General features: G+C 42.2%; 27 protein-coding genes and 1 pseudogene. 20 read left to right on the top strand and 8 right to left on the bottom strand.

From position 1 onward, the window contains the following. Positions 1–4: 4 nt before the first annotated feature. From M0696_RS01170 to M0696_RS01200, 7 genes are all read left to right on the top strand, one after another. Positions 5–2,620 (top strand): DUF2309 domain-containing protein, encoded by a 2,616-nt coding sequence (locus M0696_RS01170; RefSeq protein ID WP_248602743.1) that lies wholly within the window; start codon positions 5–7, stop codon positions 2,618–2,620. A 76-nt stretch (positions 2,621–2,696) separates the two neighbouring features. After that, positions 2,697–3,233, top strand: a complete 537-nt coding sequence (locus M0696_RS01175) for a carbonic anhydrase (RefSeq protein ID WP_248602384.1) — start codon at positions 2,697–2,699, stop codon at positions 3,231–3,233. A gap of 60 nt (positions 3,234–3,293) precedes the next feature. Next, positions 3,294–3,584: a DUF6407 family protein gene (locus M0696_RS01180; protein ID WP_248602385.1), complete on the top strand. Its 291-nt coding sequence runs from the start codon at positions 3,294–3,296 to the stop codon at positions 3,582–3,584. Between the two features lie 55 nt (positions 3,585–3,639). Continuing rightward, positions 3,640–4,002, top strand: a complete 363-nt coding sequence (locus tag M0696_RS01185; RefSeq protein WP_101864820.1) for a Na-translocating system protein MpsC family protein — start codon at positions 3,640–3,642, stop codon at positions 4,000–4,002. Positions 4,003–4,333: 331 nt separating this feature from the next. Continuing rightward, entirely contained in the window at positions 4,334–4,636 is a 303-nt protein-coding gene (locus M0696_RS01190; RefSeq protein WP_248602386.1) for an ArsR/SmtB family transcription factor, read from the top strand. Between the two features lie 126 nt (positions 4,637–4,762). Next, positions 4,763–5,935 carry an MFS transporter gene (locus tag M0696_RS01195; RefSeq protein ID WP_248602387.1) on the top strand — a complete coding sequence of 391 codons (1,173 nt, stop codon included), beginning with the start codon at positions 4,763–4,765 and terminating at the stop codon, positions 5,933–5,935. Between the two features lie 260 nt (positions 5,936–6,195). Next, positions 6,196–6,543, top strand: coding sequence for a hypothetical protein (locus M0696_RS01200; protein ID WP_166854454.1), 348 nt, complete (start codon positions 6,196–6,198; stop codon positions 6,541–6,543). Between the two features lie 111 nt (positions 6,544–6,654). Here M0696_RS01200 and M0696_RS01205 read toward each other — a convergent pair. Next, positions 6,655–6,771, bottom strand: a pseudogene (locus M0696_RS01205) (MerR family DNA-binding transcriptional regulator); the annotation flags it as partial. A gap of 136 nt (positions 6,772–6,907) precedes the next feature. Between M0696_RS01205 and M0696_RS01210 the strand changes: the two are divergent. From M0696_RS01210 to M0696_RS01225, 4 genes are read left to right on the top strand one after another with little or no spacing between them, the layout of a single operon-like run. Then, positions 6,908–7,885: an alpha/beta fold hydrolase gene (locus tag M0696_RS01210; protein ID WP_222143446.1), complete on the top strand. Its 978-nt coding sequence runs from the start codon at positions 6,908–6,910 to the stop codon at positions 7,883–7,885. Between the two features lie 2 nt (positions 7,886–7,887). After that, positions 7,888–8,559, top strand: a complete 672-nt coding sequence (ybdJ, locus tag M0696_RS01215; RefSeq protein WP_222143447.1) for a two-component system response regulator YbdJ — start codon at positions 7,888–7,890, stop codon at positions 8,557–8,559. Beyond that, entirely contained in the window at positions 8,556–9,551 is a 996-nt protein-coding gene (gene ybdK / locus M0696_RS01220) for a two-component system sensor histidine kinase YbdK (RefSeq protein ID WP_222143448.1), read from the top strand. The genes ybdJ and ybdK overlap by 4 nt, the downstream gene beginning before the upstream one ends. A gap of 49 nt (positions 9,552–9,600) precedes the next feature. Beyond that, positions 9,601–9,864, top strand: a complete 264-nt coding sequence (locus tag M0696_RS01225) for a hypothetical protein (protein WP_166854450.1) — start codon at positions 9,601–9,603, stop codon at positions 9,862–9,864. Here the strand turns inward: M0696_RS01225 and M0696_RS01230 are convergent. Both M0696_RS01230 and M0696_RS01235 read right to left on the bottom strand, forming a co-directional pair. Then, positions 9,849–10,619: a serine/threonine-protein kinase gene (locus tag M0696_RS01230; RefSeq protein WP_248602388.1), complete on the bottom strand. Its 771-nt coding sequence runs from the start codon at positions 10,617–10,619 to the stop codon at positions 9,849–9,851. The genes M0696_RS01225 and M0696_RS01230 overlap by 16 nt on opposite strands. Before the next feature lie 123 nt (positions 10,620–10,742). After that, positions 10,743–11,600 carry a hypothetical protein gene (locus tag M0696_RS01235; RefSeq protein ID WP_166854448.1) on the bottom strand — a complete coding sequence of 286 codons (858 nt, stop codon included), beginning with the start codon at positions 11,598–11,600 and terminating at the stop codon, positions 10,743–10,745. 132 nt (positions 11,601–11,732) lie between these two features. Here M0696_RS01235 and M0696_RS01240 point away from each other — a divergent pair, with 132 nt between their 5' ends. From M0696_RS01240 to M0696_RS01255, 4 genes are all read left to right on the top strand, one after another. Continuing rightward, positions 11,733–12,917 (top strand): DUF4885 domain-containing protein, encoded by a 1,185-nt coding sequence (locus tag M0696_RS01240; RefSeq protein WP_166854447.1) that lies wholly within the window; start codon positions 11,733–11,735, stop codon positions 12,915–12,917. 323 nt (positions 12,918–13,240) lie between these two features. Beyond that, the gene (locus tag M0696_RS01245) at positions 13,241–14,629 is read left to right on the top strand and encodes an amino acid permease (protein WP_166854446.1); all 1,389 of its coding nucleotides are present in this window, start codon (positions 13,241–13,243) and stop codon (positions 14,627–14,629) included. A 113-nt stretch (positions 14,630–14,742) separates the two neighbouring features. Further along, positions 14,743–14,991: a sigma-G-dependent sporulation-specific acid-soluble spore protein CsgA gene (gene csgA, locus M0696_RS01250; protein ID WP_003241413.1), complete on the top strand. Its 249-nt coding sequence runs from the start codon at positions 14,743–14,745 to the stop codon at positions 14,989–14,991. Positions 14,992–15,006: 15 nt separating this feature from the next. Next, positions 15,007–15,198 carry a DUF5370 family protein gene (locus M0696_RS01255; RefSeq protein ID WP_029316749.1) on the top strand — a complete coding sequence of 64 codons (192 nt, stop codon included), beginning with the start codon at positions 15,007–15,009 and terminating at the stop codon, positions 15,196–15,198. A gap of 26 nt (positions 15,199–15,224) precedes the next feature. Here M0696_RS01255 and blaOXA read toward each other — a convergent pair whose 3' ends face one another. Then, positions 15,225–16,028, bottom strand: coding sequence for a class D beta-lactamase (blaOXA, locus tag M0696_RS01260; protein WP_222143452.1), 804 nt, complete (start codon positions 16,026–16,028; stop codon positions 15,225–15,227). Between the two features lie 173 nt (positions 16,029–16,201). Here blaOXA and cypC point away from each other — a divergent pair, with 173 nt between their 5' ends. Continuing rightward, positions 16,202–17,455, top strand: coding sequence for a CYP152 family fatty-acid peroxygenase CypC (gene cypC / locus M0696_RS01265; protein ID WP_222143453.1), 1,254 nt, complete (start codon positions 16,202–16,204; stop codon positions 17,453–17,455). 39 nt (positions 17,456–17,494) lie between these two features. Here the strand turns inward: cypC and M0696_RS01270 are convergent, their stop codons facing one another. Continuing rightward, entirely contained in the window at positions 17,495–17,755 is a 261-nt protein-coding gene (locus M0696_RS01270; RefSeq protein WP_166854443.1) for a hypothetical protein, read from the bottom strand. Between the two features lie 371 nt (positions 17,756–18,126). Between M0696_RS01270 and M0696_RS01275 the strand changes: the two genes are divergently transcribed. Next, entirely contained in the window at positions 18,127–19,755 is a 1,629-nt protein-coding gene (locus tag M0696_RS01275; RefSeq protein ID WP_175304905.1) for a Na/Pi cotransporter family protein, read from the top strand. Between the two features lie 25 nt (positions 19,756–19,780). On the opposite strand, the gene M0696_RS01280 is transcribed toward M0696_RS01275, so the two are convergent. After that, on the bottom strand, positions 19,781–20,671 hold the full coding sequence (locus M0696_RS01280) for a glycerophosphodiester phosphodiesterase (protein WP_222143454.1): 891 nt from the start codon (positions 20,669–20,671) through the stop codon (positions 19,781–19,783). A 98-nt stretch (positions 20,672–20,769) separates the two neighbouring features. Further along, positions 20,770–22,104, bottom strand: coding sequence for a glycerol-3-phosphate transporter (glpT, locus tag M0696_RS01285; protein WP_166854440.1), 1,335 nt, complete (start codon positions 22,102–22,104; stop codon positions 20,770–20,772). A gap of 293 nt (positions 22,105–22,397) precedes the next feature. On the opposite strand from glpT, the gene M0696_RS01290 reads away from it, so the two are divergent. The 3 genes from M0696_RS01290 (at position 22,398) to M0696_RS01300 (ending at position 24,926) form a co-directional block, all read left to right on the top strand. Next, positions 22,398–22,646, top strand: a complete 249-nt coding sequence (locus tag M0696_RS01290) for a YbeF family protein (protein ID WP_248602389.1) — start codon at positions 22,398–22,400, stop codon at positions 22,644–22,646. A gap of 91 nt (positions 22,647–22,737) precedes the next feature. Then, entirely contained in the window at positions 22,738–23,655 is a 918-nt protein-coding gene (locus M0696_RS01295; protein ID WP_248602390.1) for a bifunctional helix-turn-helix transcriptional regulator/GNAT family N-acetyltransferase, read from the top strand. Further along, positions 23,652–24,926 carry an MFS transporter gene (locus tag M0696_RS01300; protein WP_222143651.1) on the top strand — a complete coding sequence of 425 codons (1,275 nt, stop codon included), beginning with the start codon at positions 23,652–23,654 and terminating at the stop codon, positions 24,924–24,926. The genes M0696_RS01295 and M0696_RS01300 overlap by 4 nt, the downstream gene beginning before the upstream one ends. 8 nt (positions 24,927–24,934) lie before the next feature. Here the strand turns inward: M0696_RS01300 and M0696_RS01305 are convergent, their stop codons facing one another. Further along, the gene (locus M0696_RS01305; protein ID WP_166854437.1) at positions 24,935–25,363 is read right to left on the bottom strand and encodes a hypothetical protein; all 429 of its coding nucleotides are present in this window, start codon (positions 25,361–25,363) and stop codon (positions 24,935–24,937) included. Between the last annotated feature and the right edge of the window lie 59 nt (positions 25,364–25,422).

The raw sequence follows: 25,422 nt of genomic DNA on the forward strand, positions 1-25,422 counted from the left end.
AGTGTTGGGCATGACATCCGTATTAACGAAAGAAAATGTAAAAAAGAAAGATACAGATATAGATGTTCAAGAAAGAGATCTTAACGTGTTAATTGAATCTGCCAGCCGAGTCATTGCGCCACTTTGGCCTATTTCTACCTTTGCTGCACGTAATCCGTGGATGGGACTTGAAACCCAACCGTTTGATCAGGTTGCAGGTTGGTTGAAAAATACTCGCGATGTTGATATATACCCTAGTGCGTCTATGATCCGTTCAGCAAAGAATAAAGGTGAGATTGATGAAGATTTTGTGGAAATGGGGCTGCAGCGTTGGCTTGATTCACATTCCTTTCACATCCCAAGGGACGTGGCAGAGCGATTTTGTCATGCAGCATTACAGTTAGATCCCTTGCCTTCCGACCTTTTATCATCACATGAGCTGGAGAAATTAGTAAGTGAATGTAGTGGATTGGATCATATCGAGAATGTTTTTATGCAACCACTAAGTTCGTATATAGAGAATCAAGATGGTGAAAGGCTAGTCAATATACTAGATCATCATGTCATTAAGTGGAGCAAATTATATCTTGATGACTCTCAAGCGGGTTGGACAATGCCCAACCGTGAGGAAGGTTTCTATCGTGCTTGGCAGCATCTCATTCAATATGATCCAGCACTTAGCAAAAAGCAGCGAGAAAGGTTAAAAGGATGCCCGCAAGAGGCACATATGGCTTTACAAGAAGCGTTATACGCACTAGGAATCTCAGAATCAGACATCCAGACTTATCTTGAAGGCCATTTACTTTCCTTACCTGGATGGGCAGGGATGATGCTTTGGCGCTCCCAACAATCGAACCATGAACATGCACTCCTAACAGAATATTTAGCGGTCCGGATATCCATGGAGTGGGCCCTTATAAAGCCATATTTACCTATTAATAATGACCGATTTGAGAATGAAATTTCAATTACTCCCCTTATAGCAGCTTGGATTCATTGGGGGGGGCTGACACTAGAGGAATGGTCTCAAATGTCAGCCAGTGAACAAAACGAATATTTATCATTTGCCCATAGCTTTGATGAGAAACTTCGCAGGAAACTTTGGTTAGAAGCTTGGGAACAAACATACACTGATCGATTAAGCCAGAAGATCATCTCGAAACAACGTGAAACCGGTAAAAAGTCTGCATTAGCTCAATTCGCATTCTGCATCGATGTACGGTCAGAGCCTTTTCGTCGTCATCTAGAAAGAGAAGGTCCGTTTGAAACGATCGGTATTGCTGGTTTCTTCGGAGTGCCGATTGCAACTTGTGAACTCGGCAGTAAACACAGTCATGCCTCTTTGCCGATCATACAAAAACCGCAACATAAAGTAAAAGAGTTCGCAGATGAAGATGTACTCGAAAAATACACCCAACGCAAGCAAGCGGTTTATTCCGTAAGCCATACATTTAAAACGATGAAACAGAATGTACTTTCGAGCTTACTTCTGCCTGAGCTAAGTGGGCCTTGGCTTAGTCTGCAAATGGTAGCACGTAGCTTTGTGCCAAGAAAAGCTGATCGTTTCATCCGTAATCTCCGTGAGACTTGGTTACGGAAACCCGATACAAAACTCTCGCTTCATCATGATGATGACACAGAGGCAGAAATACCTGTGGGTTTTACTGAAGAAGAAAAAGTGAACTATGCTCGGCAAGCGCTAAAAATGATGGGCTTAACAGAGAATTTCGCACCCTTAGTGGTGATTTGCGGGCATGGTAGTCAAAGTACCAATAATCCTTATGCCGCAGCTCTTGATTGTGGTGCCTGCGGTGGAGCGGCCGGTGGGTTCAATGCAAGAGTTTTAGCTGCTTTATGTAATCTTTCAGAGGTAAGAGAGGTTCTTTTAAGTGAAGGAATGAAAATCCCCGAGGATACGGTTTTTGCCGCCGCTGAACATAATACAACGGTGGATGAATTACATTGGCTTTATGTGCCAGAGCTATCCGAAGCTGCACAGGAAGCATTTGAACATATCGAAGCTATTATGCCGAAAGTGAGACATAACGTAAATGCAGAACGTCTAGCCCAATTACCGAATGTCCAATCGAAACTTAAAAACCCGAAGGCTGAGGCACACCGATTTGCCGAAGATTGGAGTGAGATACGTCCGGAATGGGGACTGGCTCGTAATGCCGCTTTTATTATCGGCCAACGTGAACTGACTCAGGATTGTGATTTGGAAGGAAGAACCTTCCTTCATAATTATGATTGGAAGCAGGATGAAAGCGGTGAACTCCTAGCAAATATTATTGCAGGACCTGGAACTGTGGCCCAATGGATTAATTTACAATATTACGCATCAACGGTTGCACCTCATTATTATGGCAGCGGAAATAAAGCAACTCAAACAGTCACTGCAGGTCTCGGAGTTATGCAGGGGAATGCAAGTGACTTGTTAGCCGGACTGCCTTGGCAATCCGTCATGCAATCAGATCATGAGGCTTATCATTCTCCTCTTCGTTTGTTGATTGTCATTCAAGCACCTAGACGGCATGTCGAACGGTTATTAAATAATGACCCAGTATTTCTACAAAAAGTTCAAAATGGATGGGTTCGACTGGCTAGTATTGACCCAGAAGGATGTTGGGAAAGCTGGTAATGATGAATCTAAGCATTTATCAAATGGATTTGTTACTCAATATAAAAATGATAAACATGTAGAAGAGGTGTGCTATATGAGTGTAAATAAAAATAAAAAAGTATTATTTTTGACGGACATGGAAAACGGCTTGGAGCCTATTTTACAAGAAGTGACTAACACTCCAGCAGAAAATATGTTGACTATACAAAGCTATGATGCCGGTATCTCACATCCTTATGGAGAAATCATGAGGTCTGTCATTTTTGCAATTTATCAGGAAGATGTTGAAGAGGTATATGTTGTAGGAACAAAAGATAAGAGGGCTTCCACAGGTCATATACTAAATCAACATGAAACAATGAAGGATAAAATACAAACATTAGATTATCTGTTTCAACATTGTAAGCCTGAATTTTCAGGTGGTACCTTCGATGAATGGCTAAATGGGAATGAAAATAGTAGTGACGCTATTGAAAAAAGTGTTGATATCATTCGTCATCATCCACTAGTGCCGTCATATGTTGAAGTTAGAGGTTTAATTGTTAATCATAAGGATGGAAAATTCTCAATTGTTGAGGTTCCTGCTACTAAAACGGCGTCAAGCTTACCTGATCATTGTTTGTCACGATGAAGTGGAAGGGGTCAACTTCTACACCCATTTATGAAAAGAAAGCAGTCTAAGGAGAATATAATGGGCGCTAATTTACCTGATTTTGTAACGGAAACAATAGAGGAAATGAGTCAGTTTGATCATGATAATATGGAATGCGTAAAAAAAGTAATTAGAAAAGCAATTGATTTTTATCATTTAAAATCTTATGAAGAAGTTGAGGAAACCCATTTAGGAAGCGTTCGATTTTTGCATGTACACTCTATGATGGAAGAAAATATGTTATCCAAAATGATAGTGGTCTCAAGGAACGGTAAAACTGATTTGGATATCGAAGGTGTATATGAAGGACATGTTGTAAGAGAATATTAAAGAGACGAAATAACTAATAGAATATGCTAATTTCTTGCCAGGAGATGTGTTATATATGAAAAAGACGAAAGGTTCTATTGAATCAGAGATCAGTAAGTCCATTACGCAATGGGAAAAGGATTATCTTGGGCGTGGGTCTGTATCTGTTAAGACTGATATATTGCGGGATATGATCATCGTTAATTTAAAAGGAATTTTAACACCAGCTGAATATGCAGTTTGTGGTTCAAAAGAGGGTATGTTATCTATCAAACAAACGCGTTCGGAGTTAGTTGAATCAGGTATAGAAGGTCTTAAGGATATCATCCTAACGATAACCGGAGAAAAAGTGAAAAGTTTTCATACTGATTTAAGCTCCCGGACGGGCGAACGAGTGATGGTATTTAAATTATGTAATGATTTAGAGAAAAATCTTTGATATGAAGAATTAAAATGTTTTATTAAACAATACTATTCAAGCCCAAGCAGAGGTTAAATTTTCAAAGAGGCTGGAAGCTGATTGAACATAATCATCTTCCGCTTCTTTTTTTAGTGTTTGCCATCATTGATGATTTGTAATACACAACCTAAGCGGACGCCTAGATTAACAAAGCCAATTCCAGGTTCCCAAAAGCATACAATGCCATGATTAGAGGCCACTTTTAATATGCTGTCTTCAATTTCATTTCACAGAATTAGTCAGAAATAAGCCTAAACTAGGCAACAAAAAACGAATTGACATATCGGAATATAATTATATAATAATACATATGGAACCAATTGAAGTATTCAAAGCCTTATCAAATGAATCTAGGCTGCAAATTTTACAATGGCTGAAGGAGCCTGATCGTCATTTTGCACCCCATGAAGGGATTGATATGAACACAATCGGGGTATGTGTCAGTCAAATAACAGACAAATTGAAAATGACGCAATCGACGGCTTCCCAATATCTCACCATCCTTTTAAGAGCCGGCCTAATTAAGGCGGAACGAATCGGAAAGTACACGTATTACAAAAGAGATGAAGAAGCCATTAGGAAACTTGCTGACTTTCTTAAAACAGAGATATAAAAATAAACATCAAAAGGTGTTTATTTTCACACCATACATATCGACATATTACGATGTGTTTATTTTTTATAATAACATATCGATAATTCGTGATATGTTTATTAATAATTAAGGAGTGAATGTTTTATGTCTAACACTTGGAAAATTTATATTTTAGCCATTGTCAGCTTTTTAGTTGGAACCTCAGAGTACATCATTTCGGGAATTTTGGATCAAATTGCTCATACTCTCGGGATCACTTTGGCTGCCGCGGGCCAGCTTATTACCATTTTTTCGCTTGTATATGCTCTTTCAACACCCGTACTTATGGCGTTGACAGCAAGTATGGATAGACGCAAATTGATGATGTATGCCCTAGGTTTGTTTGTGTTCGGCAATGTCCTGGCTTTTGTACTGCCTGGTTATGGATGGTTTATTGCAGCGCGGATCATTATGGCGATGGGAGCAGGTGTGGTGGTTGTCACCGCATTAACGATTGCCGCTAAGATTGCATGGGAAGGGAAGCAGGGCAGTGCCATTGCTACGGTCGTGATGGGATTTACCGCTTCTTTAATCATAGGTGTTCCGCTTGGTAGAATGATAGCAGTTGCACTAGGCTGGAAGTCTGTATTTGGAGCAATTGCTTTGTTGGGATTGATCGCGATGGTCGTTATATTCTTTACTCTTCCGCATACTGAAGGGGATAAACCTGTGCCTTTGCTTCAACAGCTTGCTCTTTTTAAGAAACGGAGAGTAGCGATGGGGTTATCAATCACTTTCTTCTGGCTCGGGGGATATTCTGTTGCTTATACCTATTTGTCACCGTATCTCTTGAACATCTCAGGAATAAACGGCAAGCTGCTTAGCGGTGTTTTGCTTATATTTGGAATTGCCAGTTTGGTTGGATCGAAGTTTGGGGGATATAGCACCGATAAATGGGGAGTGCCCTTTACACTCGTTGGCGGGATGACGTTGCATATCGTCACACTGATTCTTCTGTCACTTGTTACTCATTCCTATATCGGAGTGTTGGTGATTCTCATATTATGGTCGTTTGCAGCATGGTCCACCGGTCCGACACAGCAATTTCACCTAGCTACAATAGAACCGGAAATGTCAGGTGTTTTGCTCAGCATGAATCAGTCCATGATGCAACTCGCCATGGCAGTCGGCGCAGGAATAGGGGGCGTTTTTGTAGAAAACGTATCATTAGCTTCGATTACTTGGATTGGCGCGTCAGGGGTTATGATTGCCATTATTGCATCATTGATGATTTTTCATTCACAACCGAAACAGATGCTAAAAGATATTAATCAATAATACAATGATTTGTTTTCATCCTTAAAGTTCAATGGTTTTATTTCAAAAGATCTAACATCCGCTCGTTATCAAGCGGGTGTTTTTTTATAAGCTGTTCAAAGTTCGTCCTATAGAAGGCCCACTGAAGCTGAAAGGGATTTTTGCCGACGGAGAGCTGAAGCACGGCAAGTTATAATATACTAGGAATGAGAAATAAAGGTATGGCGAGAGGGTTCTAACGCTGCTTGTCTGTATGATTATTATTTTAAGGATGTGTCATCGTGAGTCAAGAGACGTACATTGAAATTAGCAGGACATCGCAGTACATCAATAAATTGAGAGGTTATTCTGTGATAATTGATGGTGATGAGATGGGAAATATCAAAGATGGAGGGAGGCTGCGAATTGAGTTACAGCCAGGTGAACATGTAATTCAAGTGAAAGTTGATTGGTGCACAAGCCAAACATTGAGGTTTACTTTAGCAGAAGGAGAAGTGTTGAAGTTTAGATGCGGAAGTCCGATCCGGGGATGGAAGTTACTTTTGGTGCTTTTTTTCATTTTAGGCAGCCCTGACAATTATCTGTTTATCGAGCAGGAAGAAGAAAAAAAGGCTTTGTTGTGTGAATAGATGGATGAAATACAACTGAATTCTGTTTTGTGAAAGATTGATATAAGAGGCAGCCTTCTCAATGGGTTCTCCTTGAAGAAGGCTGCGTATAAGAAATTGCGCAAAGACTCTCCGATATCCATTTTCAGGATTAATGTCTTCGGGGTGGATTAATCCGATTTCATTATAGTATCGCAGTGTTTTTGTGGATACTTTGCATATCTTTGAAAATTCACCGATCGATAGCAAGCGATCACCTCCATGCTTCAAATGTACACCTTTCCGTAAGGGCAAAGTCAAATGTCAAAATAAAATCTTTCCAAAGTTAATCAGAAATTTATTTTCATATCGTATCCTTTCAGATATCACGAGAAAGGAGCATCATATGAAAACATTATGGAAAGTCCTAAAAGTCTTTTTTGGCAGCTTGGCTGCTTTGGTTTTACTTGTATCCGTCTCCGTTTTTATTTACCACCATTATCAATTAAATAAGGAAGCAGCACTGTTAAAGGGCAAAGGTACACTAGTCGATGTTGACGGTAAAAAGATGAATGTGTATGAAGAGGGAAGCGGGGAGGATACGTTTGTGTTTATGTCCGGTTCGGGGATCGCTGCGCCTGCTTATGAGATGAAGGGGTTGTACAGCAAATTTTCAAAGGAAAATAAGATTGCTGTTGTTGATCGGGCAGGTTATGGATACAGTGATGTGTCTAACGATGATAGAGATATAGATACGATATTGGAACAGACGAGGAAAGCGCTTATGAAATGCGGAAATAAGCCTCCATATATCTTAATGCCTCATTCCATATCCGGAATTGAAGCGATATATTGGGCGCAGAAATATCCTAAGGAAATCAAGGCCATTATTGCGATGGATATTGGATTGCCTCAGCAGTATGTCACGTATAAATTGAGCGGGATTGACAGGTTGAAAGTGAGAGGGTTCCATCTGTTAACGTCGATTGGTTTTCATCGGTTTATGCCTTCCGCTGTATATAATCCTGAGGTGATTCGGCAGTCGTTTTTAACTGATAAAGAAAAAGAAATTTATCAAGCCATTAATTTTAAGCAATTTTTTAATGCAGATATGGAGCATGAGCTGTTACAGTCTTACCAAAACGGCAGGAAATCTGTGAATCTGCCGGCGCCAAAAGAAACTCCCGTCTTGATTCTAGATGCGGTCTCTGACCAAAATAGACATTCAAAGTATGCCATACAAAATCGAAAAGATTATGAAGCGTTTGCGGCTCAATTCAATACAGCCGATATAAAGGAACTGAGGGGAACACACAGTATTTATTTATATCAGCCTGATCAAATATATAAACTTTCCATGGAGTTTATGAGAAAGGTTCGCTAAAGATGAAGAGTTATCATATTTTAATCGTGGAAGACGATGTGATGATTGGTGATTTGCTGCAAAAGATTTTGCAGCGTGAGGGATATCATGTGATATGGAAAACAGATGGAGCGGATGTGCTTTCGGTGATTCAGAAGGTCGACTTGGTCATTATGGATGTGATGCTGCCGGGTGAAGACGGATATCAATTGTCTGCCAAAATCAAAAAGTTGGGGCTGCGCATTCCGGTCATTTTTCTCTCGGCCCGCAATGACATGGACAGCAAGCTCCAAGGGTTGCAGATCGGCGAGGATTATATGGTGAAGCCCTTTGACCCGAGAGAGCTGCTATTAAGAATCCAGAATATGCTTGAGCATCATTATGGCACCTTTACGCAAATCAAACATTTGTATATTGATGCGGAAACGAAAAAAGTGTTCAATGAAAGCCTGCATGATGAGGTGTTGTTTACTGCGATTGAACGGAAAATTTTCTTTTATTTATATGAAAATAGAGACAGTACCCTGACAAAGGAACATTTCTTTGAATATTTGTGGCAGCTCGAAGACAGAAACCCGAATATCGTCAATGTGCACATTAAAAAAATCAGAGCCAAAATCAATGATCAAGCGGGTGAGATGATTGAAAATATATATGGAGAAGGGTATCGGCTGAATACCGTTGTGAAGAAATGAAGTTAAAGACTAAATATCAGTTGTTATTATGTACGGCTGTCATTAGTGTGCCGGTGCTATTGCTGGCGGTTAGTATTTTGATGTCTGTCATTTATGAAAACATGTTTAAATCAATGAATCACGGTACGCCTTTTCATAGGTCTTTTGCGTATCCGGCAATGCTCGTTGTATTTTTGTTATCACTCTTAATGTTAGCTTTTTTATTTTCAAGGTCGATTCATTCCCTGCTGCATAAAATCAATCTATTAAATCATACCATTCGGCATCTGGCAAGTGATCAAAGGGTGCCTAATAAAATAGAAGTGAAACGTAGTGATGAAATCGGGGAATTAACCAAGTCGGTCAATTTGTTAATTGAACGAACGACATACCGTGAACTGGAACTGAGGCAGCAGGAGGAAATCAAAAAGGAGCTTTTGCAAAAACTGAGGCATGACATTAATACACCTTTAACCGCTCTCAGGCTGCAGTTATTTTATTTGGAAGGACAATGTCATAATCAGGCCGTATTTGAATCGTTGTATCAGCAAATCGAATATATCTCGGAATTAACCAATGAATTTAATCTATATTCCGCTGAGACGTTAGAAAGTTCTTATATCGTAAATGAAGAAGTACTTATAAACGAGCTGTTAGAAACAGCAGTAAAAAAGTGGGATTATTTATATAGCGTGAAGGGCATTGAGCTGGACTATAAGCCGGCAGACCAAGATGTGATTTGGATGAGCAACGGATTATGGTTGCAAAGGCTGTTCGATAATATTTTTCAAAATACGTTAAAGCATTCAAAAGCTGAAAAGATGGATGTTACGATTGAACATGGAACTGTTTCTATTTGCGATGACGGAATTGGATTTGATCCGAATCAGAACAGTGAGGGGCTTGGGTTAAAGATTATTGAGGATATATGCAGGCTGCTTGCGATTACTTATGAGCTGGAGACAAATGAGAATGGAACGCGGTTCTTGTTTTCAAAAGAGTACCCCCGCTGATGTTTTTCTTTCTCCTATAAACTCTATATAATAGGAAGAAAGAAATGAGGTGATCAGCATATGTTTAAAAAATTCATCAAAACGATCAAGAACCTCTCAAGCAGCTCTAGTGACCGATATCGCAGACACCGGCATTACAGCAGCAGCCGGCGCAGACATTACCGAAGCTATAGCAGCAGCTCAGGCAAAAGAAGACACTACGACCGTTATGGCGGCAGTCATCGCTATAAGCGCCGGAGCTACAGCAGCAGTTAATCTAAAAAAAGTTCTTGTTCCGCTTTTGGGACAAGGGTTTTTTTATGTGACCGATTGAATGGCCCGGTTTAGGTCTTCGCGTATCAAAGCGGTGTGCTGATACTCTTCATCAATGCCCAATAATTTTTTCAGCAGTACGGTGACTTCTTTGGTCAGCTTTAATTCCTCCAGCCAGGTGCCATTTTTCTTCTTTTTTCCTTTATATTGAGAGTACAGCAGGAACAACAGCGTTTCTCCGAGATCGAAGAAGTCATCCTGTTTTCGTACTTTTATTTCCTCCATTTCTTCAAGAGTCAATTGTTTGGCAAGGCCGAAATCGATGAGGCAGAGCCTGCCGTCATTGATGATGAGATTAGGCGTTCTGATGTCGCTGTGGAAGATAAGGCGATCATGCAGGTATTCTATAATCTCAAGCAGCTGCGAAATCAGTTGTAACGCCATAAGCTCTGTGAACGGCTGTTTTCGAAAAAATAATAATTCTTCTATATTCTCTCCCTCAATCAGCTGCATGACATAATAAGCCTGTCCGTCTATGGTGAAATCTTCTATGAAGGCGGGAATTTGCGGGTGGTGCATGCTTTTGAGCAGTTTCATTTCCTGCTGGAACCGGACTCTTTCTTTTTCCTTTTTCGCTTTTGTCGGACGGAGCTGTTTTAAGACATAGGGTGTTTGAGTATGGACATCGGTGCACAAATAAACCAAGCCATAGCCGCCCATTCCGAGGCATTCTTCGATTCTGTAATGATGATTTAGGATAATGCCGTCCTTTAAAGGGCGGTCAAAAAGCAGCTTTTTTATCTGTTTTAATGCCATGTCTGCACTTCCCTTGGTTGTACTGATTATAGTTTATCAAAACAATTGCATTCTAGGCTAAATCAATGGCAGCTAAACATTAAAAAGAGCCGGCTCATGGGATTTGAACCAGCTCAGTATGAATTAAAACTGTTTTGTTACATCGTATTCATAATCTATTTTTGCTTTGACATTACTCATCGTCGATCTAGCTGTCGCTAATGTATTATATTTAAAACTCCATACCTTAGCGACACTGAGTTGATCTGACAATGATATATCATAGGACCCTGACGTCGAGCTATTTACAAGTGCACGGCGCCATTCGTTGTTTTCGCCCGTCATGATGAAGTGGCGTGTATTTCCCTGGCTTGGTGTTTGAGTGGCGGTTGTTTGTACTCTAGTTACAATGGCATCGCGAGGTATTCCAGATTGGTTTGTTAAATCAACCTTGATTACGCTGGAGTCAGAACCTGAGGGGCTAAGGGTTGTATTTCCTTTGTTTTCAGCAACGCCGCTGAATTGGAACGTTCCGCTGCCGGATTTGATTCGGTCTTCAATTGAAAGTGTAAAATACATGTTCCCGCTATAGGTGCCGCGTGACACTTTCACATAAAAGGTATCCGACGTGTTTTGGGCGTCAGCATTGGCATAAATAAAAGAAGAGAAAGTATTAGGATTAATGACTTCTGTGCCTTGTGAAACAGGTACTTTGTTCTTATCGTAAATTTCAATTTTCATCCCAGTGTATGCGCTCTGGTATGTACTTCTCACGTATACTTTTTCTCCCTTATTAGCTGTAAAGGTGAAATAGGCTTCATCTTGTCCGGCTTCTAGTATCGTTGTATCGATATTCTTATATTTCCAATATCCGATTGGTGCTGCGGTATCAAATGAATTGTTTCCTGTAATAGCAGTGACTTCGGCAGCTGATGCCGAATAAGTAAAGGTGAAGAGGACAGACAGCATAATAGCGAATGGAATGAACCATTTTTTTGTCATTCAAACAACCTCCTTTTATTTCCATCATACATAACAACGCTATAAGTGTAAATAAATGTTTTTTGAGGTTAATATATACATTGCCCTTGCCGATAAAAAAGAGTAAGAGAGAATTGTTCAGGAGGGAACCTAATGCGTCTGAATCAGCAATTTATCCGTACCCAGCTGATGGCACAGAACATATTGAATAGGAATGCGGCTGCTACACGCAAGAATACGTCTGAAAATACAGCAGCGGTGCTGGAAAAGGCATACAGCAGGCTTGAGTCACGATTTTCAAATGAGGGAATCAATCAGTTCAATTATTCTAAAACCAGTGTGGCGGGAAACAGCGGAACCTTTGGCAAAGTGTATCAATCAGCGAATGATCGAACAGTGACAGACACAGGGGGAGAAACAGTGATTCAATCCAATAACCCCTATGAATCTGAGAGTGATATCAGAATCAAAATACTTGATGAAAAATACAGCAGGATGAATGCGATTAACAAAACAAAGTCTGACCCATTAGGCTATATAAAGGATAAGTACCAAAATTCAAAGTCTCCTTATTTCCGAAGCGATCTGTCAGCTGCAGAAAGACAGGCTGCTTACGATAATGAAACAGAATGGTTATTCAAAGGGAAGGCGCAAAACTATAATCTGCAGGATGCCGCATTTCGCAATGTCACGTTTAATGGGGAAGTGGAGGCTGAGAATGCAAAGGTGTATCAGCGAAGCCAGGTTAATCAGCAGCTGCAAGTGCTGTTGAACCGAAACCATATTCACATTCCACAGGGAACAGAGCTGAGATTTACAATTACGCCGATTGACTATAAGGTACAGGTGAGCGGGACAGACGATCAGGCACTAATTGAGCAAATTGAGCAAGTGATGCAATCCGGAGACAACAGAAAAGAGCTATTTTTACATATCATGAAAAGCCAAAGCAGTGATTCAACACAATATTCCGAAGAGGCATATCAAAAGTATCAGGCTGCTCGTGAGATGTACGAAGTCACAGGCTATCATTTGAAGGATTTAGAAGTGATTGACGGGCAGTATGTAACGCCTGATGGACGTGACTTATTAGACGTATATAAAGAAGAGCTTGAAAAAAATCCTGTGCAAAAACAAACGGCTTCCTATGCTATATCTCACTATCGTTCAGAGCTCAATAAAATTGCGAAAGCCGGGTATAATGCCATTCCGGATTTCGTCCTATCAATTGATTACAGCAATGGATCTCTGAGAGATGTGGGGCAAAGCAAGAGCTATGGGGCCGGAGATACGGGGTGGCTTGAGACATTAAAACGTCAAACAGGCGTGAATTATTAGGTAAGCTGTTCATTGTGAACAGCTTATTTTTTATGAGAATTTAAGGAAGAATATATTTTAATAGTCAAATCATTTCATTATATCTATATAAAAGATTTTAATCGAAGTTTTGATGAAAAACTCTGATTAAAGGTGTTTGCCTGAAAAAAACAATTGTATTTTCCAGAGAAATTTATTATGATGAAATAAGTAATTTAGGAGATTATATAACAGTTTTAAGTTTGAATTTTCTGATTGTTATAACTGATTGGTGAGAAAGATGTGGAGGCAAGCAGGCCTGCTGTTTTCTCATTTTCGAGTATTTTGTAAGAGGGGGAAGAGGAATGGCAAATAAAGAATTAAAGAGGGGCCTGAGCGCGCGCCACATTCAGATGATCGCCTTGGGCGGTACGATCGGTGTTGGCTTGTTTATGGGTTCTGCCAGCACGATTTCATGGACTGGCCCGTCTGTCCTTTTGGCTTATGCAATATGCGGAATTTTTATCTTTTTTATTATGCGTGCGATGGGTGAAATGCTGTACGTCGAACCGAGCACAGGTTCTTTTGCGACATTCGGGCATAAATATATTCATCCGCTGGCAGGTTATATGACAGCATGGAGCAACTGGTTCCAGTGGGTTATCGTCGGCATGTCAGAAATTATCGCTGTCGGTTCATATATGAAGTATTGGTTCCCGGATTTGCCTGCTTGGATACCTGGTATCGTGGCAATGTTGATTCTTGGTGCGGCGAACTTAATCTCTGTTAAGTCGTTTGGCGAGTTTGAGTTTTGGTTTGCGATGATTAAAATCGTGACAATTATCTTAATGATTATTGCGGGAATCGGGATTATTTTCTTCGGATTTGGCAACGGGGGAGATGCGATCGGATTGTCGAACCTGTGGTCTCATGGAGGATTCTTTGCAGGTGGTTTCACTGGATTCTTCTTTGCATTGTCTCTGGTCATTGCGGCCTATCAAGGGGTTGAGCTGATCGGGATTACAGCAGGTGAAGCGAAAGATCCGCAAAACACGCTAAGAAGTGCGATTCAAAGTATTATCTGGCGCATTTTGATTTTCTATATTGGCGCTATTTTTGTAATCGTGACGGTATATCCTTGGGATGAGCTCAACTCACTCGGAAGTCCGTTCGTGTCTACGTTCTCGAAAATCGGAATTACGGCAGCTGCCGGCATTATTAACTTTGTCGTGATTACAGCGGCAATGTCCGGCTGTAACAGCGGAATTTTCAGTGCAGGCCGTATGCTTTATACATTAGGCGTTAATGGACAAGCGCCGAAATTCTTCAAGAAGATTTCACGCAATGGTGTGCCGCTGTATGGCACAATTGCGGTACTGATCGGTTTGGCTGTCGGTGTTGTGCTGAATTATATCGCGCCACCGAAGATTTTCGTATATGTGTACAGCGCGAGTGTTTTGCCAGGCATGATTCCTTGGTTTGTCATTTTGATCAGCCATATCGGTTTCAGGAAAGCGAAGGGCGCTGCATTAGATAAACATCCATTCAAAATGCCATTTGCACCTTTCACAAACTATGTGACGATTGCTTTCTTGCTGATGGTTCTGGTCGGCATGTGGTTTAATGATGATACTCGCATCTCTCTGATTGTAGGCGTGATTTTCTTAGCGCTTGTGGTCATGAGTTATTATGTATTTGGGATTGACAAACGTGCGCAGGCTAATTTGACAAAAAGCAGCGAAGCGGCTGAATAACCATAGAAAAAAGAGACATTCATCGAGTGTCTCTTTTTTTATTTTTGGCGTATGGATTTTTCCTATTTCAGCAAGCTATAGGATAAAGATAGCAGAAGGAAAGGTGTTCAAAAATGGATGTTACACTCGGGTATTTGCGCGAATCACTTTCGAATCATCTTGAAAATGAAGTCTGCCAGCGGATTTGCAAGAAGATGCTGGCGAAGCGGTATGTGAATGAAGAGGAATTTGTAAAAGACTTAGATGACAATGAAATGTCTTTTTTGAATCATGTATTAGAAAAAGAAATTAAATATGCCCAGAATGAACAGGATCAAAAACGGGCCAAGGAATTAAACGAGGTGTATGAATTACTGCTTTGAAAGGCGGGGTAAGAAATGGGAGCAATTGAACGAAGCGGATATACATTTCAGCCGGAGTTTAGCGTCGTCCGTCAAAATGGAGCCATTCATGTGTACCATCACGGAGAATTTGTGGAAGAAATCGAATTTGAATTTAACGGAGAATATCCCGATCATGATTTGATTGAAGAGCTTGTGAATCATTATTGTTTTGAGCATGAGATTTAGAGCCCTGCCGTGCAGGGCTCTTTTATTTAGGATGTGATCAGGCCATACTTTTTCAGGATATCCACGGTGATGTTTTTGGCTTTTGTGCCGGAATCATCGACATTGGTGACAAAGACATAAGAGCCATGCTCTGTTTTGATGAATCCGACAAACCATCCTAATCCCATATCTGTCAGGCGGGTTCCGGTTTTCCCGTAGAGCGTGTAATGATCGCCTTCCTCTTGAATCATCATGCGCTTGACGGTTTTCATTACCGGCTTGTCAAATGGAAGCTCCTCTTTAAATAGTTTCTCCAAAAAGGTTTCTTGTTCCAGCGGAGATATTGTGAGCGAGCTTTGCAGCCAAAACTGGCCGATTCCCCCGCTGATATCCTCGTTGCCGTAAGATAGTGTATGAAGCCATGTTTTCATTCTTTCCTCGCCGATATCTCTCGCTAATGCCTGATAATACCAGATTGCGGATTCGCGCATGGCCGAGCCAAGCGTATGGTCGCGGTTCCATGATTCGAATTCACGCTTGACCCCGTCCCATCGTTTGACATCGTATTCATCCCGAACGGCTTTTACCTGCAAACCGATTAAGGCGTTCGCGACCTTAAAGGTGGACTGCGGAGTTTGTCTTTTGTTTGCCCGTTCTCTGTTGTAGACAAATGTCTTATCCTTTTGCACATCATGCAGGATGAAGGTTCCATCCGTATCCTTGAATTCATCATCAACATTCATTCGGCTGACATTCAGGTGTTTATCATGGGCAGACGAAGCTGCGTGGACGGAAAGGCCGCCGATACCTGCAATACTCAGCACAAGCACTACATATATCCATTTCTTCATTTTGTCCTCCCCTTTGTTTTGATCAACTACCTCTTCTCTATTTCTTTTGTTCTTCCTTTAAAAAGTACTCAAAAAGCGCTTAAATTTGGTTTCGTAAACAAATACTGTTATTGGGTTTATACTCGCAAGATAACGTGAAAAAAGAGGGTAAAAAGGGAAGGCAGGGTAAGCGGATGAATGAGCAGATTCCACATGACAAAAGTCTCGATAACAGCCTGAAGCTGATGCAGGAAGGATATTTGTTTATTAAAAATAGAACAGAACGCTATCACTCAGACCTGTTTCAGGCCCGTTTGTTGGGGAAAAACTTTATTTGCATGACTGGCGCTGAGGCGGCGAAGGTGTTTTATGATACGGATCGATTCCAGCGGCAGAACGCTTTGCCTAAGCGGGTGCAGAAATCGCTGTTTGGTGTTAATGCGATTCAGGGAATGGATGGCAGCGCACATATCCATCGGAAGATGCTTTTTCTGTCATTGATGACACCGCCGCATCAAAAACGTTTGGCTGAGTTGATGACAGAGGAGTGGAAAGCAGCAGTCACAAGATGGGAGAAGGCAGATGAGGTTGTGTTATTTGAAGAAGCAAAAGAAATCCTGTGCCGGGTAGCGTGCTATTGGGCAGGTGTTCCGCTGAAGGAAACGGAAGTCAAAGAGAGAGCGGATGACTTCATTGATATGGTCGACGCATTCGGTGCTGTGGGGCCGCGGCATTGGAAGGGAAGAAGAGCAAGGCCGCGTGCGGAAGAGTGGATTGAAAGAATGATTGAAGATGTCCGTGCCGGCTTGCTGAAAACATCTGCTGGAACAGCGCTGCATGAAATGGCGTTTCACACACAGGAGGATGGCAACCAGCTAGATTCCAGGATGGCCGCCATTGAGCTGATTAATGTACTGCGGCCTATCGTCGCTATCTCTTACTTTCTTGTGTTTTCAGCTTTGGCGCTTCATAAGCATCCGAAGTATAAGGAATGGCTGCGTTCTGGAAGCAGCCGGGAAAGAGAAATGTTTGTGCAGGAGGTCCGCAGATATTATCCGTTCGGCCCGTTTTTAGGGGCACTTGTCAAGAAGGATTTTGAATGGAATAACTGTGAGTTTAAGAAGGGCACATCGGTACTACTTGATGTATATGGAACGAATCACGACCCCCGCTTGTGGGACAAGCCTGATGAATTTCGGCCGGAACGATTTGAAGAGCGGGAAGAAAATCCGTTTGATTTGATTCCTCAAGGCGGGGGCCACGCCGAGAAAGGGCATCGCTGTCCAGGGGAAGGCATTACTATTGAAGTCATGAAAGCAAGCCTGGATTTTCTCGTCAATCAGATTGAATACGACGTCCCGGAACAATCGCTGCATTACAGTCTCGCGAGAATGCCGGCATTGCCTGAAAGCGGTTTTGTGATGAGCGGAATCAGACGGAAAAGTTAAATATAAAAGCTCTCTTCCTTATCGAAGAGAGCTTTTTGATTACTTCTTTTTTTCATCGTAGTATTGGACGGGATACATAGAGCCTTCGGATACCATTTTGTTGTCCTCAATATCTTGCGGGTGCGGGTGTCCTGCTTTATCGACTGGGAACTTTTCCATATCCGGCTGTTTGGTCATTTTCATTTTCATGCTGTGAATGAATTCTCTAGCTTTTTGGCGATTTGACGGGTCTTTTAATAGATAAGAAGTGATGCCGACGGTTGAAACAGCGAGACCTGAAAGTAACAGCTTTTGTTTCATGGTGATACTCCTTTCTATTTTAAGAGTGGTGTTTCCTGTATCATTCCCGTTTTGGTTATGGCTAAACCTTTGCCGATTTTCTTAGGGAACAGTTTAGAGGTTATCCTGTTATTCTTTGCGCCGGGTATACTGAAAAACCAACGGGAAAGAATAACCTGTGATGAGAAAACCTTGCGCTATTACGTAAGATTTTTTGTAGTCGATTGGTCATGTTCATCGCGAAATGTTACACCAATGTAAACGTTTAATAGGACCATAAGGCTTATTGTTAAGTTATTGTAAATTAAGTGGATGTTTTATTTACAATCATCTGAACTTGAAACATAATCGAAGAGAGTTTGCTGAATAATGTCTAAACAGAGGTGAACATGTTGGCGATTGACATACAAACATTACTGTTCGAATTTCTCGGGGGTCTCGGTATTTTCCTGATTGGGATTAAGTTCATGGGAGACGGACTTCAGAAATCGGCTGGAGATAGATTAAGAAATATTTTAGACCGTTTTACAAGCAATCCGCTAATGGGCGTATTGGCGGGGATTATTGTGACGGTTTTGATTCAGAGCAGTTCCGGAACCACGGTTATCACCGTTGGGCTTGTCAGTGCGGGCTTTATGACGCTTCGCCAGGCCATTGGCGTCATTATGGGAGCCAATATTGGAACAACGGTTACCGCGTTTATTATCGGAATCGATATAGGGGCCTATGCGTTGCCGATTATTGCTGTCGGCGGATTTTTACTGTTTTTCTTTAAACATAAAAATGTACAAAACGCGGGTCAGATAGTGTTTGGGTTCGGGGCTCTGTTTTATGGGCTGGAGTTAATGAGCGGCGGCATGAAACCGCTCCGTTCACTTGAGGCCTTTCATGATTTAACGGTTAGTATGAGCTCCAATCCGGTTCTAGGTGTTGTCATTGGGACTTTGTTTACGGTTCTCGTGCAAAGCTCCAGCGCCACGATTGGTATCCTGCAAGGTTTATTTTCAGATGGTCTGATTGATATTAACGGTGCGCTGCCGGTGTTATTCGGTGACAATATCGGAACGACGATCACCGCGGTTCTTGCGTCTTTAGGTGCATCTGTTGCAGCGAGACGTGCTGCGGCCACTCATGTGCTGTTTAACCTTATCGGGACAACGATTTTCCTGATTTTGCTTAAACCATTCACAGCATTGATCTTATCGCTTCAGACATCGATTGGGCTTGATCCGAAGATGACGATTGCATTCGCACACGGAATCTTTAATACGACCAATACGATTATACAGCTTCCTTTTGTCGGGATATTGGCTTTGATCGTAACAAAACTGATTCCGGGCAAGGATTCAATGGTCGAATACAAGTCGCATCTTGATCCGATTTTTATCGAGCAATCCCCATCTATTGCTCTTGGACAAGCAAAAGAAGAAGTGCTGCAAATGGGGAATTTTGCGGTGCAGGGGCTGGAAGTTACAAAACAGTTTTTAGTGACAAAACAGCCAAAATACGCGGCAAATGCTTATCAGATAGAGGATGCGGTTAACAATCTTGATCGGAAAATTACCGATTATTTGATCGAGCTTTCTTCAAGTTCTCTTTCAGAGCACGAGTCTGAGGAGCATCATATGCTGATGGATACCGTCAGAGACATTGAAAGAATCGGCGACCACTTCGAAAATGTAATTGAACTGATTGAATATCAGCAGGCGCATCGTGTGGTTATCACTGAATCTGCCATGGCGGATTTAACGGAAATGATGGATTTGACGATTTCTACTGTGAAAGCGTCCATGGAAGCATTGCACCACAATGATGTGAAGATAGCTGAGCAAGTCATTGAAAAAGAAGATGAAATTGACAAAATGGAACGGAAGCTTCGCAAAAAGCATATTATCCGTCTGAATGAAGGGCTGTGCACCGGACAAGCGGGCATCGTCTTTGTCGATATGATCAGCAACCTTGAGCGTATCGGCGATCATGCGGTGAATATTGCAGAAGCTGTTATTGGTGAAAATCGATAAGAAAAAGCTGAGAATCCTAAGATTCTCAGCTTTTTTTGTAGTCATTTTTAACGTGCTGGAAGACATCAGGGTAATTTGTGAATACTCCTGTCACTCCCCAGTCAAGCAGGCGGCGCATATCTGCTTCTGTATTGACCGTGTAAGGGTGAAGCAGGAGGCCATGGCTGCGGATCATACTGACGTTTTCAGCATTCAGCGCTTTGTAATCCGGACCCGCACCGACAGCGTATGTTTTGATTTCGTCCAGGTCAGCATCTGTCATTGACGCCATTTGTTTGGCTTCCAGCAATTGAACGGCCGGCAGGTTTGGCTGCAATTGATGGACTTTTACCAGGCTTTCTTTGCTGAACGATTGAATAATCACTTGGCCGGGCTTAGAATGTTTGCCCAGTAATTTATGTTTCTGTAAAGAAGCGATCAATTTTTCTTCCATGCCTGGGTAGGTGTCAGGCGATTTTGTTTCAATGTAGTAGTTTGCGTGTTTTCCGAAACGGTTCAATACTTCGTCTAATGTAGGAACCTTAAGGCCGGCGTACTGCGGCTTTGCTTTTTCCGGATAGGCTTTATTAAACCAAGAACCGGCGTCAAGTTTCTTAATGTCTGCGAGCGTATGGTCTTTTACCCAGCCCGTTCCGTTTGTGGTGCGGTCCAGTTTTTCATCGTGCATGACAATCAATTTGCCGTCTTTTGTCATTTGCAGATCCAACTCAATATAATCTGCTTTCATTTTCTGAGCGGTTTCGTAAGAAAGGATCGTATGCTCAGGCACATATCCGGAAGCCCCTCTGTGCGCAACTGTAAGGATACGGTCAGGTGACAGCAGGTTCCCTTTTGACGCTGCCGACACCGGCGTGACCATAAATGAGAGTAAGCCCAGCGACAGAAGAGCCAGAGCTAGTATTCTATTTTTTCGCATGATTTCTCCTCCTTATAGATAAACAGAACCTGTCTTTCATATTAAAAAACGGATGTAAACGGCGTGTTAGAAAATGATTAATCTTTTATTTTTCTTTCTTAAACGTGCTCCGCCCGTTTTCCTGTATTCCACGTCAAAGCCAAGAAGACGATAGCAAGAATGCAGGAAGAGATCAGCATGATAAAGCCGCCGTTCCAATCAAACTGGTCAACGACAAAGCCCATAATGGCATTGGCGAAAGCCGATCCGCCGATGTATCCGAAAAATCCGGTCAAACCGGCTGCAGTTCCGGCTGCTTTTTTCGGGGCTAGATCAATCGCTTGCAGGCCGATCAGCATAACAGGCCCGTAGATTAAGAAGCCAATACTGATCAGGGCGATGTTGTCTACGAGCGGATGGCCGGCAGGATTCAGCCAGTACACCAATACGGCAATGAAAACGCCCGCCATAAACAAAACGCCTGCCGGTGCCCGGCGGCTTTTGAAGAATTTGTCACTGATCCATCCGCACAGGATTGTTCCCGGTATGCCGGCGTATTCGTAAAGAAAATATGACCAGCGCGAGTCTTCAGGAGAAAAGCCTTTGGCTTCTGTTAAGTAAGTAGGCGCCCAGTCAACCACGCCGTACCGCACAAAATAGACAAATACATTGGCAAACGCGATGTACCAAAGAAATTTGTTGTTCAGCACATATTGAAAAAGGATTTCTTTTGTTGTTAATTCTTTTTCCTGATTTTTAAACGCGTGTTTTGGGTAGTCATTCCGATACTCTTCAATTGGCGGGAGTCCGCAAGATTGAGGTGTATCGCGAACCAATAAAACAATCAAAAATGAAATGACAATGGCGATAATAGCAGGGAAGAAAAACACGCTTTTCCAGGTCACGAACATCGCAATGCCAAGAGTGACAAGCGGAGCGAGAATACCGCCGCCTATGTTATGGGCGACATTCCAGATCGACATTTTGGTGCCGCGTTCACTAATGGAAAACCAATGGGCCATCGTCCTGCCGCATGGGGGCCAGCCCATTCCTTGAAACCATCCGTTGATAAACATAAAAATAAACATGATGGTGACGCTCGAAGTCACCCAAGGCATTGAAACGAAGAGAATATTAACGATTGCTGATAAAAATAGGCCTGTCGCAAGAAAATACCTCGGATTACAGCGGTCAGACACCATGCCCATGATGAATTTGCTGAATCCGTATGCAATGGACACAGCGGCCAGCACCAACCCCAGTTCTGTTTTTGAAAACCCCTGTTCCTGAAGATAAGGAATGGCAAAGGCAAAGTTTTTCCGCAGCAGGTAGTAGCCTGCGTAGCCGATAAAAATCCCGATAAACACTTGGAGCCTGAGCCGTTTATAAGCCGCATCCGTCTTTGAATCATCCAGTCTCTCAATGTGAGGAGCCGGTTTAAATATGTGAAACATCAAAATCATCCTCCTTTGCTGCTTGTGTTGGATGTGTGGCGTGCCTCCTTTCTGAAAAACAAAAAGAGCCAGAAAACACCCCTCGTCAAAAGGGGTTGGCTTCCTGGCTCTCCTCATCTCCATCCAAGCTATTAACTTATCATGATAGCGCTTTCTTAAATTATCATAGTCCGGAGTGAATGTAAACGGGTAATTTTAAAATTTGAGTTAGAAAAAAGTGAATATTATCCTTTTCATATTACAGTTATGTTTTTTTACGAGCCGCATAAAAATCTGGAGGGAGGCTGTTGCAGGTGAATGAATTAGATATCGCGTTCGGTATTTTGCCTTTAGGGATTATATTGTTATCGATTGCCGGGACTTTTGTTTGTAAAAACGTGTATCTGATGCCAGTGCTTAGTTTGATCATATCGCTAGTGTTCACTTTTACCATTTTTAACGAATCATTTTTAGGGTGGGTTGTTGTCTATAGCTTGGTTTCACTGGCTTTATCCTATATCACATTGATTGTGATCAGGAAAAAGAAAGCATCAAGAAAATAAGAATACCCCGCTTTCCAACATATCGTTGACTATAGCAACTATATGTGATTATAATTGGCTTAATCAACGATATAAGAAAGTGGGGATGAGTATGAAAACCAGTGAATCAACTGTCGGTTTAAAATTCAGAAAGTTCAATCGATTTTACACGAATGTCCTTGGCTTCCTTAATGAGCACATTTACGACAGCCCGTTTTCCTTAACAGAAACACGTATTTTATTTGAAATTTTCAATACGCCCAATTGTACGGCAAAGGCTCTTCAGGATAAGCTAGGGCTAGATCGGGGATATGTCAGCAGGATTTTGAAACAGTTTGAAAAAGAAGATTTGGTTTATAAACAAAAGAGCAAAGATGACGCCCGCCACCATTATATTTATGTCACGGAAACGGGAAAAACGATTTATAAAAAACTGGAGGAGAAAGCTAACGAACAAGTGGAACTGATGCTGGAGGAAATTGATCAAAAGGACCAGCACAAGCTTGCGGAGGCGATGGCAGAGATTGAAGCGATCCTTTCACAGTCGCTTTCTGCCAGAACATCAGAGATATCGATTAGAGATTATTTTCTGTCGGATGATCTTCAACTCCTTATTGAGAAACAAAGACAATTTTACGCGGAGGCTAACGGCTGGGACGACACGTTTTTAGATTATCTTCATGAAACATTTGATGCTGAAATCGAAAAGATATGGATTGCAGAAAGCGGCGGGAAATTTGCCGGCTCTGTCGGGTTGGTCAAACATGATGAAAAGACAGTGCAGCTCAGATGGTTCCTCGTTGATGCCGCTTTTCGGGGCAAAGGGCTCGGCACTCAATTGCTGGAGCATCTGGTTACATACTGCCGGGACATGAGGTTTGAACGCGTTTTCCTTTGGACGGTGAGCACCATGGCCGAGGCTCGTCCGCTCTATGAAAAATTTGGATTTAGGGTCAGTGAAGTGAAAAAAGAAGCGCCATTATGGGGACAGCGCCTGACAGAAGAACGGTGGGATTTGGAGCTGTCATGAAAAGACTGCACTATGCTTGGATCATCGTTTCCGTCACCTTTTTGATCTTATTGGCCGTTCAGGGGGTGCGCCTGTCATTTGGTGCGTTTGTGGAGCCTTGGGAAAGGCAGTTTTCAATGGACAGAGGCACCATCTCGCTGATTTCTACTATAAGCTTTATTGTTTATGGCATATCACAGCCTGTGATCGGACGACTTGTGGACAAATGGGGTGCTCGGGCTGTTTTGTCATGGAGCGCGTTATTGACAGGAGTCAGCATTTTCTTAACATACCTTGTTACTTCGCCATGGCAGCTGTTTTTGCTTTATGGGCTGGGCGTCTCGCTTGGAGTTGGCGGAGCATCGAATGTGGCAGCAAGTGTATTGGTCGTCAATTGGTTCAGCAAAAAGCGGGGACTAGCCTTTGGGATCATGGAAGCAGGCTTTGGCGCTGGGCAAATGCTTCTCGTTCCCGGCTCACTTATGCTGATCCATTGGTTTAGCTGGAAGCTGACGGTTGTGGTGTTGGGCTTGCTGTTAATCGTGATTGTCTTTCCGGCTGCACTGCTGATGCTGCGGAACAATCCTTCAGAAAAGAATACAGAGCCGATTGGCGGGCTTGCTGCTGCGGAAAAAGAAACAGCATCTAAAACAACTGCTCTTTCAGTGACCGGAATGTTTCGGATGAAGCAATTCTGGTTTCTGATTTTGCCGTTTTTGATCTGCGGATTTACGACCGTGGGGCTGATGGATACCCATTTGATTCCGTTTTCTCACGATCACGGCTTTTCGACGACAGTCACAAGTGCTGCTGTCAGTCTGCTTGCCGGCTTTAACATCGCTGGGATCTTACTGTCCGGAATTGTAGCAGACCGGTGGAGCAGCCGGAAAATCCTGTGCTTTTTATATGCGGTACGCGCGCTGTCGATCGTGATTCTGATTTACAGCCACGAGCCCTACTTGCTTTTAGCATTTGCGATTCTGTTTGGATTAGTGGACTTCGCCACGGTAGCGCCGACTCAAATGCTCGCTACCCAGTACTTTCAAAACTACTCGATCGGCCTCATGATCGGCTGGCTGTCTCTTGCCCATCAAATCGGCTCGGCACTCGGCGCATATGTGCCCGGCGTCATCTATACTGTAACGGGCGAGTATACACTGGCTTTTTATTTGTCGATTGGGATGCTCGTGCTGGCGAGCGTGATGAATGTGTTGCTGAGGGAGCCTGCGGGAGTCACACGTGACAGTGTGGCTGTGATAGAGAAGGGGAGAGCAGAAAGTGAGCATCTCTGATTTCGGGATTATTCAGAGATGCTTTTTTTGTATTTTTGTTCTAATACGAAGTCAATCATACTGACAATGCGGGCGTTTTCGGATTTTTGTTTGAAGTTCTGGGAGATTTGAACTTTTCTTGAAAATGGGAAAACAATAAAAACCCAAAAAAGGCCGATCAAGGCAAAAAACATTTGTATAGCTAATTCTATTAATTCATTAAAACGAGTGCTAAAAAAATAAATATATAAAGTTACGAATGACACGAAACAAACGATTTTGACGGTGTGTTTGAATGTGAGCTGTGGTTCAGTTAAGCACACTTTCATTTGGCTGAGTGTGAGTGAGTCTTGTTGCATTAAGTATAAAAGTAAATCACTTTGATTTTGGCTAATTGGGTACAGATCCGTTTCTATTTTTTTGGTGATTTCCTGATACTTATGTATATTGTTTTTCATAAAGAATCCCCCTTAAGAATAACTCCATGAATCCTCTAAAAGGATCCATGGAGACCAAG

The sequence above is a fragment of the Bacillus rugosus genome (assembly GCF_023238245.1).
GTDB classification, from domain to species: domain Bacteria; phylum Bacillota; class Bacilli; order Bacillales; family Bacillaceae; genus Bacillus; species Bacillus rugosus.